Consider the following 14,111-nt stretch of genomic DNA (forward strand, 5'->3'; position numbering starts at 1 on the left):
GCAGGCTGCTTCCTTGTTTGTAACGAGGGGCAGGATAGACAACACCACCTGGCTTTTTTCAGCCGTGTCGTACCTGGGAAGGCCGTGTTAGACCAACGCCGGTAGTTCGGCCGCTTCCACCGCCTCTGCGATCTGGCCCGTGTGAATCAGGGCCGCCGCGCGCTCGATAATGGTCTCCAGCAATTCCTCTTTATCGATTTTATCCAGAAGGCCCAGGGCGGTTTCGTGCAGGGCGCGCAAAGATGCGTTCTGGCGCTGGACGGTTTGGTCGGCAGGATTCGTCGGTATGGCTTTTGCGGATGCTGAACCCTGTTGTGCTGAATTAGACATTGCCACACTTGCCGGTGTTGGGATGCGGTCGTCAGACGACGAGGATTTTGCGGACCGTGTCAACGATCTCCTCAGGGTGATCCAGTACCTGGATGATATCCATGTCCTTGGGAGAAATCAGCGACTGGGCCAGCAACTGGCTGCGGATCCACTCGAGCAGCCCGCCCCAATAATCGCTTCCCACCATGATGATGGGAAAGGGCCGGATCCGACGGGTCTGGACCAGGGTCATCACTTCGAATAGTTCGTCCATGGTGCCGAAGCCGCCGGGCATGACGATGTAGGCGGCGGCATATTTGATGAACATGACCTTGCGGATGAAAAAATACTTGAACTCCATCTGCAGGGTTGCATAGGGGTTGGGTTTTTGCTCGAACGGGAGGCGGATATTCAGACCCACCGATGTACCGCCGGCTTCGGCGGCGCCTTTGTTGGCCGCCTCCATGATCCCACCGCCGCCACCGGTGATCACCCCGAACCCGTTTTTAACGAAAAGGGCGGCGATGGTTTCAGCCTTTTTGTATTGCGCGTCATCGGGTCGGGTTCTGGCGGATCCGAAGATGCTGACCGCGGGACCCAGGTCGTGAAGGCCTTCCACGCCCTCCACAAATTCACCCATGATCTTAAACAGTCGCCAGGATTCTCCCAGCTTCAGATCGTCGATTAAAAACTGCTTTTCCATTCAGCGCCTCGTCCGTAATGTGGTGCCATGCGTTTCCGGATTCGATCCATGCGTGGGCGGCGTCCAGCCGCCGGGTTCAGACCGCTCACCCTTTTCCACGGAAGCCCACCGTTACCCGTTCGCCTTCGACAATCACGGGAATTTTCCGCTGGCCATTGGATAGCACCAGCATTTTTTCCAGTGCGGGGGGATCATCGATTACACTGACGTATTCAACCGATCTGTTCTTCTTGGCGTAGGCCTCACGGGCTGCCGACGTATGGGGTCAAGAGTTTTTGCCGAAGATCGTCACCTTTGCAGTCATGCCCTTCTCCCATGGTTGAATTTTGGTATGGTAGACGGCGGCAGGTTGCAGGTCCTGCCGGAACCGCGATAGCGAGCGCATTCCTCGCCTTGCGGCGGGGTAAGCGAGCGAACCATAAATAGATTTTATCCTTACGGCGAACCCTTCCAGCGGAAAGCCGGGCAACGGGTTCAATTGGGTGGCACTCAACATATCCCCAAGGGTCGGTATTGTCAATGTTTACGCATTGACATCGGTTACGGCGGTTGATAAATAAATTAGGTTTCAATAAAGGGATCCTTCCCTTTTTTTGTTTGTGGAAGATCTGCGTGGCTGGTTTTTCTCAAAGAGGCAAGCCGCCCTCATTTTAGCGGGGTTGTTACCCTGGCCATCGGCTTGCAGGCAGGATTCAGGGACACCATGAAAACGGCCCAATCCAGAACCCTTCGGATCGTCAATGATCTCGGATTGCATGCGAGATCCGCCGCCAAGCTGGCCAAACTGGCCGGAGAGGCCAGCGGGGGGGTGTGGATCATGAAAAACGGCAACACGGCAGACGCCACATCCATGCTGGACATTCTGACCCTTGCCTGCCCTGCGGGTTCGGAGATTGTCGTCAGCATTGACGATGAAGCCGATTTAAATACCCTGGAGCGCATCGCGGAGCTGGTTCGATCCGGGTTTGGAGAATAATCGTTCATGGAAAATCAGGAACACCAGGAAATTATCCTGAAGGGCATCGGCGGATCCCCTGGAATATGCATCGGCAAAGCCTACCTGGTGGATAAAGAAGGTGTGGATGTCGTTAAAAAGTATGTGATTCGTGAAGAATCACGATCTGCCGAAGTGGGGCGATTCAAGACGGCGGTAAAAAAGGCCCGCACCGCGCTGCGCCGCATCATCGACACCGCTCCCGAAGAGCTTCGCCAGCATACCCAGATTTTAGAGACCCACATGCTGCTTCTGGAAGACAAGATGCTCTATGACCGGACGATTGACGTGATCGAGAAGGAGCGTGTCAATGCCGAGTGGGCGCTGAAAAAAGTGGTTTCCCTGGTCAAGCCGATCTTCGAGAACATGTCCGACGACTACCTCAAGCAGCGGGCAGAGGACATCACGCATGTGTCGGACCGTATTATGGAAAACCTGGTCGGTGCGGACCAGGTGGACATCGGGCGTATCGACAAGCGGGTGATCCTGGTGGCCCGGGACTTGTCGCCGGCAGAGACCAGCCAGATCCAGCTGGAGCGGATCAAGGGATTTGTCACCAATCGCGGCGGCCGGGCTTCCCATACCAGCATTATCGCCCGAACACTTGAAATTCCAGCCGTTTTGGGGGTGGGCAACGCCACCTTGATCATTAAAAATGATGACATCATCATCGTGGACGGCGAGAGCGGCATCGTGGTGGTCAACCCCACCGAGCAGACGCTGCTGGAGACCGAGGAGCGCAGGGAGCAATACGAAATTCAGAAAGCGCTGATGGCCAGGAAAAGCCATCTGCCCGCCCGGACCAAGGACGGAGTCCGGATATCAGTTATGGGCAACATCGAACTTCCCGAAGAGGTGGTTTCCGTTCTGGATCACGGCGGCGACGGCATCGGCCTGTACCGGACTGAATTTCAATATCTCAGCCAGCCGGATTTTCCCAGCGAAGAGATGTTGTTTGAAAACTACAAGGACGTGATCGACGTAATGGAGCAGCGGCCGGTGACCATCCGGACCCTTGACATCAATGGCGACAAGGCGGTGAACTACATCCGGGACAGCCACGAACTGAACCCGGCGTTGGGTCTGCGGGCCATCCGCTATTGCCTTCAAAAGCCCGAGATATTCAAAACCCAGTTGCGGGCGATCCTGCGGGCCGCGGCCTTCGGGGACGTTCGCATTCTCGTTCCCATGATTTCAGGGATCGAAGAGGTTGAACAAACCGTCAATCTGCTGGACGAGGCTGCCCAATGCCTGGAACAGCAGGGAGTTGCGTACAAACGGGATGTCCCCTTGGGAATTATGATCGAAGTTCCGTCAGCGGTGGTCACCGCAGACATCCTTGCCGAAAAAGTTGATTTTTTCAGCATCGGCACCAACGACCTGATCCAATACACACTGGCCATCGACCGGGGCAACCGGCACGTGGCCCACCTCCACCAGCCGCTGCATCCGGCCATCCTCCGGATGATCAAACGAACCTGCGATGTAGGCCGGGAAAAAGGCATCAAGACTTATATGTGTGGTGAAATGGCCGGAGAGCCGCTTTATGCCCCCATTTTGCTGGGGCTGGGGGTGGACGAACTGAGCATGAACCCCCAGGCCATCCCCATGGTGAAAAACGCCATCCGGTCCTTTAATACCGGCGATTTGGGCGACTTTATGGCTGCTGTGATGCGCATGACCACCGCTGACGAGGTTCAGGCGCTGGTGGAGCGACACTTCGGCGCCGTCGTGTCGACGATCGAGCCCGAACAACAGGAGCAGTAATCCTTTGGAAAAGAACCCGATTAAAGTGGTGGCGGAAAACCGCAAGGCCCGACACGATTACATCATCGAAGACAAATACGAAGCCGGGATCGTGCTGGCCGGCACCGAGGTCAAATCCCTGCGCATGGGCAAGGCCAACCTCAAGGACTCCTACGCCCGCATCAAGAACGGCGAGGTGTTCGTCTACCAGATGCATATCGGCGCCTATCCCTTTGCCTACTTCGACAACCACGACCCCCTGCGTCCCAGAAAGCTTTTGCTGCACAGCTATGAGATCAAAAAGCTCTATGGTAAGGTCAATGAAAAGGGGTACTCACTCATACCGTTGAGACTCTACTTCAAGGCCGGTAAGGCCAAGCTGAGCCTGGCCCTGGCCAGGGGCAAGCAGAGTCACGACAAGCGTGAAACCATCCGGCGTCGTGACCAGAAGCGGGAGCTGGATCGGGAACGAAAAAATAATCGATGATACCGGAAACAGGCTCATACCCGGCCCCTTTACCCCGGACGATTCAGGCCTCAGATGCAGGGACGGTTGCCAGAACCATGAAGCCAACGCATAACCGATACAAGAAAAAACCGCCGGTGTTTACGGGCCCCCGGGAGCGCCTCAGCCAGATGCTGGTCCGTATGCGTCAGCTGGAGGGCAACCCCCACTATATCGCCCTGGGTATGGCGGTTGGCATTTTCATATCCATCACACCCATCATTCCCCTGCAGACCATCGTCGCCGTTGCCCTGGCCTTCCTGGTTCGGGGAAGCAAATCGGCGGCGGCGCTGGGTACATGGCTGAGCAACCCGCTTACCATCCCTGTGGTTTATTATGCCAATTACAAGCTGGGATGCATGCTGTTGGGATACCAGAAGACACTGGACAGCATCGCCTTTGACTCTTTCTCCCAGCTGATGGAACTGGGGCTGGAGGTCACCTGGGCCATGATTGTCGGCGGTGTGGTCATCGGGGCGGTTCTCGGCGTTGCGGCCTACTTCACTACCTTCCGCGTGTTCATCACCATTCGGCGGCGGGCGCGGCAGGTCGATAGCGACTCAAGGCCGCGGCCATGACATCGCCGCGGGCGCTGCTGACCGCCTGGAACCTCCAGGCCAAGAAGCAGCTGGGGCAGAATTTTCTCAATGACCCCAACGTGGCCCGGGCCATCGTCAACAAAGCCGGTGTCACCGGGGACGATGTCGTGCTGGAGATCGGCCCCGGTCTGGGGGCCATGACCATTCCCGCGGCGGCATCAGCCAGCCGGGTCATTGCCGTGGATAAGGACGGCCGGATCATCGATTTGCTCAGGACCGAGCTGCTGGCCGCCGGCATCGATAATGTCGAGATCCGGGAAGCTGACATTCTGCGGGTAGACATTGACGCGGTCGCTCGTGAGACTGGCCGGCCCCTGGTGGTTTTGGGCAACCTTCCTTATAATATTTCATCCCAGGTCGTCGTCCAATTGATCCACGCCAGAACCCGGATCGACCGCGCGGTACTCATGCTGCAGAAAGAGATGGCCGAGCGCATCTGCGCCGGACCCGGCTCCAAGGACTACGGCCGGCTGTCCGTCATGCTGGGGTATTGCGCGCAGACCAAGGTGTTGATGCAGGTGCGGGCATCCCTTTTTTTTCCTGCTCCCAAGGTGGATTCCACCGTGATCGGTATCCGGTTTGCCAGTCCTGTGCCCTTTCCGGCCGATGACGAAACCCTTCTTATTCGTGTGATCAAGGCGGCTTTCGGCAAACGGCGTAAAACCCTGAGAAACGCGCTGTCCCAGAGTGAACTCAATCTTGAGCCGCCCTCCTGCGAGCGACTTCTGGAAAAGGCTCAGATCGATCCCATGCGGCGGGCGGAGAGTCTTTCCGTGGCGGAATTTGTCCGTTTGAGCAATACCATTGGCATGCATGGACGCGCGCAAGGGACAGACGGATAAACGGCATACGGTAAACACGGTCAAGTGCCCGACTAAAAAAGTCAAGTGACGACATGCTGTCGGTCAGCTTAGATCGATGGGGTCGCAGAAGGTCGCCGTCCAGGCGGTTTTTTTAAATCTTCGATTCAAGGGCCGCTCGCCAACCCCGCCGCACGTGGTGGGATTGGCGAGCGATTTCGCCGTTCAGTTTCTACCAGTCCCACTCGCCGGTTTCATGCTTTTTCTCACCGTCACGTTTTGCCCCTGGCAGGTAATACTGATCGATTGTTCGGTGAATGCCTACCCTCATTTCGGCGATACAGGCTGAGCACCGACAGTATGGACGATGATGGTATCCTGCCGGACAGTCCAGCGCACATTGATGCCGTAGAGCTTCACGCCGAACTCGGTCCGCTTTGAACCCTTGCCTACGTAGGCCGGCCGGGGATCTGCCCTGAGCACCTGGCCGACCAGATCGACGAATTCCGGATAGGTCTTTTCAAGCATCGCGCAGGTCTGTCGGGCTTGAGGCGTAAAGTCAATGGACAGCTTTGACCGTGGGGGATCGGCGGCAAACCCGCCGACCGCCTCCGGGATGATGTCTGCATAGGGCAGGTAGGGCTTGATATCCAGAACGGGGGTTTGATCCAATATGTCGATGCCGGAGAGTTCCAGAATCATTTTCCCATGATCCCGCCGAACGCTTTCCAGAGCCACACTGGACATGCCGATGGGGTTGGGCCGGAATCCGGATCGGGTGGCAAATACGCCGACACGCCTATTCCCGCCCAGCCGCGGCGGCCGCACCGTGGGTTGCCACTTCCCGGCGTCGATTCCGTGGAATACAAAGACGATCCATAGATGAGAAAACGCATCGAGCCCCCTGAAGGCTTCGTTCCGATCAAAGGGCGGTAAGATTTCAAGGGTGGCCCGTGCGGCAGGCACCAGCCCCGGCTGACGCGGAATGCCGAATTTTTCGGTAAAGCAGGAGTGGACAATGCCTATAGGCTGAAAGACGACATTCGTATCCATAAGGGTCTCAATTTTATTTGGGCTGCTGTTGTGCAATCAACGATTTGATCGTGTTGTTAGCATACCCCGCCGCCGATGAACAGGGCGGGGATTTGGAACCAATTTAACCTTGACAGGGCACCGGGCCTCCTTCAGAATTCGGTCCTGCAGCCGATGGCGTCTGCTGTGGCTGCCCTTTTCTCATCGTCCATATATTACGTGGAGGTAAATATGTTTAATCCTGAAAAACTGCTTGGTGGACTCATCCGCAGCAGTACCCGGGGCCGCCGGGGCGGACTCGGTAGCTTGGTTTCAGGTGGCGCCGCTTTAGGGGTCCTGGGTGTCGCCATGGAAGCCGTTGAGCATTATATGAATAAATCACAAGGTGCCGGCGCCTTGCCCCAAACACCCGCGGCTCCGCCGCCTTTGCCAGGTTCCGCACCGCCAGTTCCAACGGTTACGGGAAGGGTTTCGGCCGGCCCGCCGCCGCCGCCCGTGCCGGGAAAATCGGTGTCCATAACACCGCCACCATCGGCCGGCGACCCGGATGCGGTAATTCTGATTCAAGCTATGATTGCTGCCGCCAATGCCGATGGCCTCATCGATCAGGCGGAGCGGAACCATATCCTGAAACGTCTGCAGGCCGTCGATCTCTCAGCGGAGGAGCACGCCTTCGTCGCCAAGGAACTGCTTTCACCGGCGGATCTGGAAACGATCATCCGTCGTGTCGACCGTCCGGAACTGGCCCGGCAGGTCTACACCGTATCCCTGATGGCCATCGAGGTGGACACTGAAAAAGAACGCCGGTACATGAATACCCTGGCCAGCCGGCTGGGGTTGGATGATTCAACCGTTGAACAAATCCAGCGCAGCCTAAAAGGACAATAAGGAGGTCCCCCAAATGACGCAATGGTATCTGAGCTTTGACGGCAATCAAGTGGGCCCCATGGACCCGTCCCAGGCCATCGGTCAGGCGCGGCAGAATCCCAACGGTTTTGCGTGGCGTGACGGGTTTGCCGAGTGGCAGCCCATCGCCAGCATCGCCGAACTCAATCCGGCACCCGGGGTGCCGGTGCCCGCACCGCCGCCGGCATCCGCCCGCCCTGCGGGTGCTGACGAAATCGACTTCAAGGTTTGCGGGGCCGAGATGCAGTTTGTCGAGGTGGAACTGGACCCCGGTGAAAGTGCCGTGGCCGAGGCCGGCGCCATGATGTACAAGGACAGCGCCATCGAGATGCAGACCGTATTCGGGGATGCCTCGGCGTCTTCCGGTGGCGGCGGATTCATGGACAAGCTCATGGGGGCGGGTAAAAGACTGCTTACCGGTGAAAGCCTTTTCATGACCGTGTTCACCCACAGGGGCCAGGGCAAGGGCCATGTGGCCTTCGGCGCCCCTTATCCGGGCAACATCATTCCGGTTCCCCTGCCCAGCGTCAACGGCTGCCTGATATGTCAGAAGGACAGCTTTCTGTGCGCGGCCAAGGGGGTTTCCATCGGCATCCACCTGCAGAAGAAGATCCTCACCGGCCTCTTCGGCGGGGAGGGCTTCATTATGCAGAAACTGGAGGGGGACGGCATGGTTTTCGTTCATGCCGGCGGCACCGTGGTCGACCGTCAGCTCAAGCCCGGCGAGGTGTTGGATGTGGACACCGGATGCATCGTTGCCCTGGAAAAAACAGTGAAATTCGATATTCGCCAGGCGGGCAATATCAAAACGGCCCTGTTCGGTGGCGAGGGACTCTTTTTCGCGACGCTTCACGGGCCTGGCAGGATTTGGCTGCAATCCCTGCCGTTCTCGCGTCTGGCCGGTCGGATGCTCCAGGCTGCTCCCCAGCGGGGCGGCAGCCGGGGCGAAGGATCCCTTTTGGGGTCATTAGGCGGGCTTATAGACGGTGACAACCGATTTTAGCAATTCAGGAATCAGGGAATTGGGGGATTAAGGGATTGGCAAAGCCCAATACCGCCGCTGATACCCAATCCCTCAATTTTCCAATTCCTCAATTCACTTATCCCGCATTTTCAAACGTTTCCACCATCACCCGTTCATACCACCCATTCAGTCGCCACCCTTCCAGAAAACCGTTGTGCCCGCCATAGGGTTGGACAATCAGGCGCGTTGCCGGGCCGGTGTGCAGGTCGTAGAAATCTTCCACAGGAATAATGGGGTCGTCTTCGGCAGTGATAATGGTGGTTGGGGTGGTAATTCCCCGAAGGTCGTTGTTGATGAGCGTGTAACCCTTGAAATAGGATCTGGCGCTGGTATAGGTGCTGTAGCGTGCCAGGAGCCGTTCGGTCATCTCCCGGATATTGTCCACGTGCATGATCGTGGAAAAGTCATAGTGGTCCGGGAACAAACCCTGTTTGGTGGCCAGGGAGCGGCGCCATTTTTTTAGGAAGTATTTCAGGATAAAGCGGCTGTTGTCGATGCGGTCCGTGGCCTTGTCCGGGTCGAGCACGGGGCTGATGCCGATGATCTGCTTCAGGCCGCCGATGGGTTGCGTGGCGCAGCGCCGGGCGATTCGCAGGGCGAAATTACCGCCCAACGAAAATCCGGCCAGAAACACCGGCCTGCCCTTTTCCGCCTCGCTGATCTGGCGCACGGCATCGAACACTTCGTCGAGGAGCACCGCGTAGAAAATGCCGGTATTCAGGTGGTGGCTGGAGCCGTGGTCCCGGAGGTTGAGGCGGAAGACATCAAAACCGCGTCCGAAGAGAAAACGGCCCGTGGTGCGGATATAAGTAGAGTCCGAACTGCCTTCCCAACCGTGCAGCAGGATTGCCAGACCCTTGTTGTGGGGCCGGGGTTGCCGGCTCATGGTCCCCGACAGGCGCACCCCATCGGATGTGGTGAGGATGGTCTCCCGGGCAGCATCGACCATCGGGTTTTTTCCCCAGGCACGCATGCCGGCACTGGCCAGCGCGGTCTGGACGCCGGCCGGCTTGAGCAAAAAGGGCGGATTTAAATTACCGGATTCCATCGTCGGGCGGCTGTCCCTCCTATGTCAGGCCGGCACGGTACGATCATGCACCCAGCTTTTTCAGGGCCTCAGCCATCTGTGCCTCGGTTATTTTTTTCAGCATCCGCAGGGTACATCGGGGACAGCGCGTTCCGGCGAGATCCTCCGTTGTGCGGGTGAGATGGCCGCAATTCATGCACTGCCATGGGTCGCCGGCGCGTTTATCCCTCGCCGTGGCGCTGATCAGTGGTGCCATGCAGCCGTTTACCCATGCCATTGCGCCCAAGCCCAGGATGCCTGACAGCAGGTTTTTTATAAACCCCCTTCGATTCATGGCGTTCTCCATCCCTTCATCGTGGTGTCTTGAAACGGCGCTGTGGCCGGAAAATAAACGTTAATACCAATTTCTCATGCGTCGGTAAAGCCTTGAAATGGGACGGTCCGGGCATTTCTATTGACAGAAACACGATTTGCGGCGTAAAAACATGTGTCGTGTTGGTGGTGGCGTCTTTTCCGGTTGTGACGGACCGTTTTTGCCGAGAAGGGCGGCGGGTTTATATTAAAATTTAAGGAGGAACGTGCATGAAACCCAAGAGCTTCATCCTGTCCAAAGATGAGATTCCCAGAAAATGGTACAATATCCTGGCGGATATCAAGATGAACCCCCCCCTGGGGCCCGACGGACAACCGATAAGCCCCGATATGCTGGCGCCGGTGTTCCCCATGAATCTCATTGAGCAGGAGGTAAGTTCGGATCGCTGGATCGACATTCCCGAGCCGGTTCTGGATGTGCTTTCCATATGGCGGCCGGCGCCCTTGACCCGGGCCACCGCCCTGGAGAAAGCCTTGGGTACGCCGGCGAAAATTTATTACAAAAACGAAGGCATGAGCCCGCCTGGCAGCCACAAACCCAACACGGCCGTGCCGCAGGCATACTACAACAAGGTCTTCGGCATCGAAAAGATCACCACTGAAACCGGCGCCGGCCAGTGGGGCAGCGCACTCTCTTTTGCCTGTGCCCAGTTCGGACTGACCTGCAAGGTGTACATGGTGCGTATCAGCTTCGACCAGAAGCCATACCGCAAGGCCATGATGGAAACCTGGGGCGGCAAGTGCATCGCCTCTCCAAGTAATGAGACCAAGGCCGGCCGCGACGCCCTGGAAAGAGACCCCAACACGCCGGGAAGCCTGGGCATCGCCATTTCAGAAGCCGTTGAAGCGGCGGTGAGCGACACGTCCGGCAAGACCCGCTACTCGCTGGGCAGTGTGCTCAACCATGTGATGCTCCACCAGACGATCATCGGCCTGGAGGCTAAAAAACAGTTCGAGATGGCCGGCGACTATCCAGACATCGTCATCGGCTGCGCCGGTGGCGGCAGCAATTTTGCCGGACTGGCCTTCCCCTTTGTGCTCGACAAAATGAACGGCAAGCAGATCGAGATCTACCCGGTGGAACCCAAGGCCTGCCCGACCATGACGCGTGCGCCATTTGCTTACGACCACGGCGATACCGCCGGCTACACGCCGCTTTTGCCCATGCACAGCCTGGGACACAACTTCGTTCCGGCACCCATCCACGCCGGCGGTTTGCGTTATCACGGCATGGCCCCCACCGTCAGCCAACTGGTCGACGAAGGGCTGCTCACGCCCAAGTCGGTGGGGCAGATGGCCGCATACGAGGCCGGTGTTCTGTGGGCGCGGACTGAGGGTTTCATCCCCGCACCGGAAACATCCAACGCCCTGGCCCAGGTGGTGGAAGAAGCCCGAATCGCCAAAGAAGAGGGTAAGGAGAAGACCATCGTGGTCAACTTCAGCGGACATGGCCTGCTGGATCTGGGTGCCTATGACAAATACTTCTCGGGCGAGCTGTTCGACTACAGCCTGGACGATGCCGAGATCGAGAAATCCACGGAGATTCTTAAAAATTACCCCAAGCCCCAGAACATCAAGAGCACCTGATGGAACCGGAACGTCTTGAACGGCGATGCCCGCGGCTGGGCAGCGACGTGACCTTCGGCTACTGCAAGGTCTGCGGCGAGGAGAAAACGCCCTGCTTCAAGGTGTTCGACTGCTGGTGGGAACGCTTCGACGTGGTGGCCCACATGCAGGACTGCCTGTCACCGCAAGTATTCGCGGCGCTCTCCGCCAGCCGCACCCCGCCTGACAAGGTGGCCAGCCTGGTAGAGTTGATCCGGCAGGCCCAGGCAAGGGGGGCGCAGGACTGACCATCATACTTTCCAACAATTGAACCCGGCAGTGCTTGAATCGCAAGCACTGCCGGGTTCTTTTTGAGTGCTTGTGAATAACGTAAACGGTCTGATCTGGAATTTTGAATAGTTCCTGCGCGCATCAAACTTGATAAAATAGGCTGGAACCCCAACCATCATGACCGGGTACGGGAATGTTCATACGCTTATTTAACCTTTGATCGGTCGTTTGGAAAAGAAATGACCATTTCCGGGCGAATTCCCTGGCTACGCCAGATTGCGGTCATGCCTGAGTAAGAAGTTGTTTCATTCGAATAAACTTATCTTTATCAAGCTTCCATTTAACCGAGCGTCGTGTTTCAAAACACACGTTGAGAGTTCAGCAACGATCATGCCCAATTTTTAACCAAACCGTATCTTGCTGATTTCTATTTGGATGAACGGCATGGATATTGATTGATGGGTATGTTGATGATTTTCTAAGTCGTGATGTGGGGTATTTTTAACCAACATGATAAAAATATCAGGCCAAAGTGTGTACAAATTACTCAGAAATCATACTATTGTTAAAGGTTGGTATTCTGGCGTTTTGCAGAACCATTGACGGACAACCTTTGAAGGAAAACGGATGATGACATCACAACAGCGGCGAACAAAGGCGACACTGACAGCATCTCCGTGGATTATCGTCGGATCAGCGCTGATTCTGATGATCATCGTCGTTGTCCTGGCCGTGCAGAACAACAATCGCGAGAAAGACTATATGTCCCGCATCCTCAAAGAAAAAGGAGCGGCGTTGATCAAGGGTGTGGAAGCCGGGGCCAGAACCGGTATGATGGGAATGATGTGGGGCGGCCAACAAGTCCAGACACTGCTTGAAGAAACGGCCAACCTGCCTGATGTCCTTTATATAACCATCACCAATCAGGATGGCGCGGTACTGGCCAGCAGCAATCAACCATTGATCGGGTCGATTCTCAACAAGCCCCCAACGACAGGCAATGATTATGGTAAATATGCGTGGAGAATCGTCGAGACCGCTGACGGACAACGATCCTTTGAAGTGCATGGGCGCTTCTCTCCCGTTTCCCCTCGTGATCAAAGGATGAACAACCCCATGCATCAGATGATGCGTCGGCGCGGCATGATGATGGGTTCAAGAAATGATTGGTGCTTCCCGTCCGGCAGCAAAGGCGATCAGCAATCCATTTTTGTCGGGTTAGATCCTGGGCCATTCGAGGAGGCCCGACAAGAGGATATTCGCAACACGATTATTCTTTCTGGTGTTCTTTTGATATTGGGACTGGGAGGCTTTGTTTCCCTTTTTTGGATGCAAAGCTATCGATCCGCCAAACGGTCGCTTCAGGACACCAGTGCGATTGCGGATGAGGTGATAACAAGCCTTCCCGTAGGTCTGATTGCCACGGACAACAAAGGAAAGATAGCCTTCTACAACAGTACCGCCGAAAAGATCACAGGGATTGATCTATCCCAAGCCCGAGGTAAAGATCCCGAGACGGTTCTTCCCCACCATTTTTGTGGATTGAAAGAAGCTTTGGATTGCGGTGAAGCCATATCCGAGAAGGAAATGGAATGCGAGTTCACTGAGGATCATGTCGTGCCTGTCAGTGTCAGCGCATCCAAGATAATTAACGAGGCGGGGCAATTTGTCGGTCAAGTCCTGATACTTAGGGATCTGGGTGAAGTTCGACGCCTGCAGGATGAAATCCGCCGACAGGAAAAATTGGCGGCAATCGGAGGATTGGCTGCCGGTGTCGCTCATGAAATCCGCAATCCACTGAGTTCGATCAAAGGCATCGCTTCTTACTTTAAGGGCAAATTTGAGCCCGACAGTCATGATCAAGAGATGGCAGGCGTGATGATTGAGGAAGTGGATCGTCTAAACAGAGTCATTAGTGAATTGCTAGAATTTGCCCGTCCCACGGAATTAAGTTTACAATTGGCGGATATCAATGACCTGCTAAAAAACTCCGTGCGACTGATTCAAAAGGAAGCCTCCGCCAAAGATATACAAATCGATTTAACGTTGTCCGAGGATGTGTTGGCCACCCACATAGATTCTGATCGGCTTTCTCAATGCCTCTTAAATCTCTATATCAACGCGCTGCAGTCCATGGACAAAGGGGGGCAGCTGAGTATCCAATCCGCCATGTCAAAGGATGGCCAGATCAGCATGCAGGTCCACGATACGGGTGTAGGGATCGATCCTGAGCACTTGAACAAAATTTTCGACCCTTA

Annotated in this window: 16 protein-coding genes; 10 read left to right on the forward strand and 6 right to left on the reverse strand. The window is 56.2% G+C overall.

All coding sequences use genetic code 11. The annotated features are described in order from the left end of the window. Window positions 1-87: 87 nt before the first annotated feature. The 3 genes from ACZCED_RS23370 to uxx1 all read right to left on the reverse strand — a co-directional run bounded on the left by ACZCED_RS23370 (window position 88) and on the right by uxx1 (window position 1,316). Window positions 88-330, reverse strand: coding sequence for a hypothetical protein (locus tag ACZCED_RS23370; protein WP_464861896.1), 243 nt, complete (start codon window positions 328-330; stop codon window positions 88-90). 31 nt (window positions 331-361) lie between these two features. Then, on the reverse strand, window positions 362-1,012 hold the full coding sequence (locus ACZCED_RS23375) for an LOG family protein (RefSeq protein WP_462968237.1): 651 nt from the start codon (window positions 1,010-1,012) through the stop codon (window positions 362-364). An 85-nt stretch (window positions 1,013-1,097) separates the two neighbouring features. Continuing rightward, window positions 1,098-1,316, reverse strand: a complete 219-nt coding sequence (gene uxx1 / locus ACZCED_RS23380) for a UXX-star selenoprotein family 1 (RefSeq protein WP_462968236.1) — start codon at window positions 1,314-1,316, stop codon at window positions 1,098-1,100. A 399-nt stretch (window positions 1,317-1,715) separates the two neighbouring features. Between uxx1 and ACZCED_RS23385 the strand changes: the two genes are divergently transcribed. The 5 genes from ACZCED_RS23385 (at window position 1,716) to rsmA (ending at window position 5,698) form a co-directional block, all read left to right on the forward strand. Further along, the gene (locus ACZCED_RS23385) at window positions 1,716-1,988 is read left to right on the forward strand and encodes an HPr family phosphocarrier protein (RefSeq protein ID WP_462968235.1); all 273 of its coding nucleotides are present in this window, start codon (window positions 1,716-1,718) and stop codon (window positions 1,986-1,988) included. Window positions 1,989-1,994: 6 nt separating this feature from the next. Continuing rightward, a complete protein-coding gene (gene ptsP, locus ACZCED_RS23390; RefSeq protein WP_464861897.1) occupies window positions 1,995-3,773 on the forward strand; it encodes a phosphoenolpyruvate--protein phosphotransferase in 1,779 nt (592 codons plus the stop codon). 4 nt (window positions 3,774-3,777) lie between these two features. Next, on the forward strand, window positions 3,778-4,239 hold the full coding sequence (smpB, locus tag ACZCED_RS23395; RefSeq protein ID WP_462968233.1) for an SsrA-binding protein SmpB: 462 nt from the start codon (window positions 3,778-3,780) through the stop codon (window positions 4,237-4,239). Between the two features lie 77 nt (window positions 4,240-4,316). Next, window positions 4,317-4,835, forward strand: coding sequence for a DUF2062 domain-containing protein (locus ACZCED_RS23400; RefSeq protein ID WP_462968232.1), 519 nt, complete (start codon window positions 4,317-4,319; stop codon window positions 4,833-4,835). Next, on the forward strand, window positions 4,832-5,698 hold the full coding sequence (rsmA, locus tag ACZCED_RS23405; protein ID WP_464861898.1) for a 16S rRNA (adenine(1518)-N(6)/adenine(1519)-N(6))-dimethyltransferase RsmA: 867 nt from the start codon (window positions 4,832-4,834) through the stop codon (window positions 5,696-5,698). The genes ACZCED_RS23400 and rsmA overlap by 4 nt, the downstream gene beginning before the upstream one ends. 285 nt (window positions 5,699-5,983) lie before the next feature. Here the strand turns inward: rsmA and tsaA are convergent, their stop codons facing one another. Then, complete coding sequence (tsaA, locus tag ACZCED_RS23410; RefSeq protein WP_462968230.1) at window positions 5,984-6,709, reverse strand: tRNA (N6-threonylcarbamoyladenosine(37)-N6)-methyltransferase TrmO; 726 nt, start codon at window positions 6,707-6,709, stop codon at window positions 5,984-5,986. A gap of 210 nt (window positions 6,710-6,919) precedes the next feature. On the opposite strand from tsaA, the gene ACZCED_RS23415 reads away from it, so the two are divergent. Together ACZCED_RS23415 and ACZCED_RS23420 are read left to right on the forward strand one after the other, a co-directional pair. Next, a complete protein-coding gene (locus ACZCED_RS23415) occupies window positions 6,920-7,576 on the forward strand; it encodes a tellurite resistance TerB family protein (RefSeq protein ID WP_462968229.1) in 657 nt (218 codons plus the stop codon). Window positions 7,577-7,589: 13 nt separating this feature from the next. Continuing rightward, the gene (locus ACZCED_RS23420; RefSeq protein WP_462968228.1) at window positions 7,590-8,597 is read left to right on the forward strand and encodes a TIGR00266 family protein; all 1,008 of its coding nucleotides are present in this window, start codon (window positions 7,590-7,592) and stop codon (window positions 8,595-8,597) included. A 97-nt stretch (window positions 8,598-8,694) separates the two neighbouring features. Here the strand turns inward: ACZCED_RS23420 and ACZCED_RS23425 are convergent, their stop codons facing one another. Both ACZCED_RS23425 and ACZCED_RS23430 read right to left on the reverse strand, forming a co-directional pair. Then, window positions 8,695-9,666, reverse strand: a complete 972-nt coding sequence (locus ACZCED_RS23425; RefSeq protein ID WP_462968227.1) for a YheT family hydrolase — start codon at window positions 9,664-9,666, stop codon at window positions 8,695-8,697. 43 nt (window positions 9,667-9,709) lie between these two features. After that, window positions 9,710-9,979, reverse strand: coding sequence for a TFIIB-type zinc ribbon-containing protein (locus ACZCED_RS23430; RefSeq protein WP_462968226.1), 270 nt, complete (start codon window positions 9,977-9,979; stop codon window positions 9,710-9,712). A 248-nt stretch (window positions 9,980-10,227) separates the two neighbouring features. Between ACZCED_RS23430 and ACZCED_RS23435 the strand changes: the two genes are divergently transcribed. From ACZCED_RS23435 to ACZCED_RS23445, 3 genes are all read left to right on the forward strand, one after another. After that, window positions 10,228-11,604, forward strand: coding sequence for a TrpB-like pyridoxal phosphate-dependent enzyme (locus tag ACZCED_RS23435; RefSeq protein WP_462968225.1), 1,377 nt, complete (start codon window positions 10,228-10,230; stop codon window positions 11,602-11,604). After that, a complete protein-coding gene (locus tag ACZCED_RS23440) occupies window positions 11,604-11,870 on the forward strand; it encodes a hypothetical protein (RefSeq protein WP_464861899.1) in 267 nt (88 codons plus the stop codon). The genes ACZCED_RS23435 and ACZCED_RS23440 overlap by 1 nt, the downstream gene beginning before the upstream one ends. Before the next feature lie 610 nt (window positions 11,871-12,480). Next, window positions 12,481-14,111, forward strand: a 1,631-nt coding sequence (locus ACZCED_RS23445; RefSeq protein ID WP_464861900.1) for a histidine kinase dimerization/phospho-acceptor domain-containing protein, incomplete at its 3' end; no start/stop codon positions are given.

The sequence above is a fragment of the Desulfosarcina sp. genome, assembly GCF_055467485.1.

Coding starts and splice junctions, on each gene's coding strand:
- ACZCED_RS23370 (WP_464861896.1), bottom strand. CDS start 330: ATGTCTAATTCAGCACAACAGGGTTCAGCATCCGCAAAAGCCATACCG.
- ACZCED_RS23375 (WP_462968237.1), bottom strand. CDS start 1,012: ATGGAAAAGCAGTTTTTAATCGACGATCTGAAGCTGGGAGAATCCTGG.
- ACZCED_RS23385 (WP_462968235.1), top strand. CDS start 1,716: ATGAAAACGGCCCAATCCAGAACCCTTCGGATCGTCAATGATCTCGGA.
- ptsP (WP_464861897.1), top strand. CDS start 1,995: ATGGAAAATCAGGAACACCAGGAAATTATCCTGAAGGGCATCGGCGGA.
- ACZCED_RS23400 (WP_462968232.1), top strand. CDS start 4,317: ATGAAGCCAACGCATAACCGATACAAGAAAAAACCGCCGGTGTTTACG.
- rsmA (WP_464861898.1), top strand. CDS start 4,832: ATGACATCGCCGCGGGCGCTGCTGACCGCCTGGAACCTCCAGGCCAAG.
- tsaA (WP_462968230.1), bottom strand. CDS start 6,709: ATGGATACGAATGTCGTCTTTCAGCCTATAGGCATTGTCCACTCCTGC.
- ACZCED_RS23415 (WP_462968229.1), top strand. CDS start 6,920: ATGTTTAATCCTGAAAAACTGCTTGGTGGACTCATCCGCAGCAGTACC.
- ACZCED_RS23420 (WP_462968228.1), top strand. CDS start 7,590: ATGACGCAATGGTATCTGAGCTTTGACGGCAATCAAGTGGGCCCCATG.
- ACZCED_RS23425 (WP_462968227.1), bottom strand. CDS start 9,666: ATGGAATCCGGTAATTTAAATCCGCCCTTTTTGCTCAAGCCGGCCGGC.
- ACZCED_RS23430 (WP_462968226.1), bottom strand. CDS start 9,979: ATGAATCGAAGGGGGTTTATAAAAAACCTGCTGTCAGGCATCCTGGGC.
- ACZCED_RS23435 (WP_462968225.1), top strand. CDS start 10,228: ATGAAACCCAAGAGCTTCATCCTGTCCAAAGATGAGATTCCCAGAAAA.
- ACZCED_RS23440 (WP_464861899.1), top strand. CDS start 11,604: ATGGAACCGGAACGTCTTGAACGGCGATGCCCGCGGCTGGGCAGCGAC.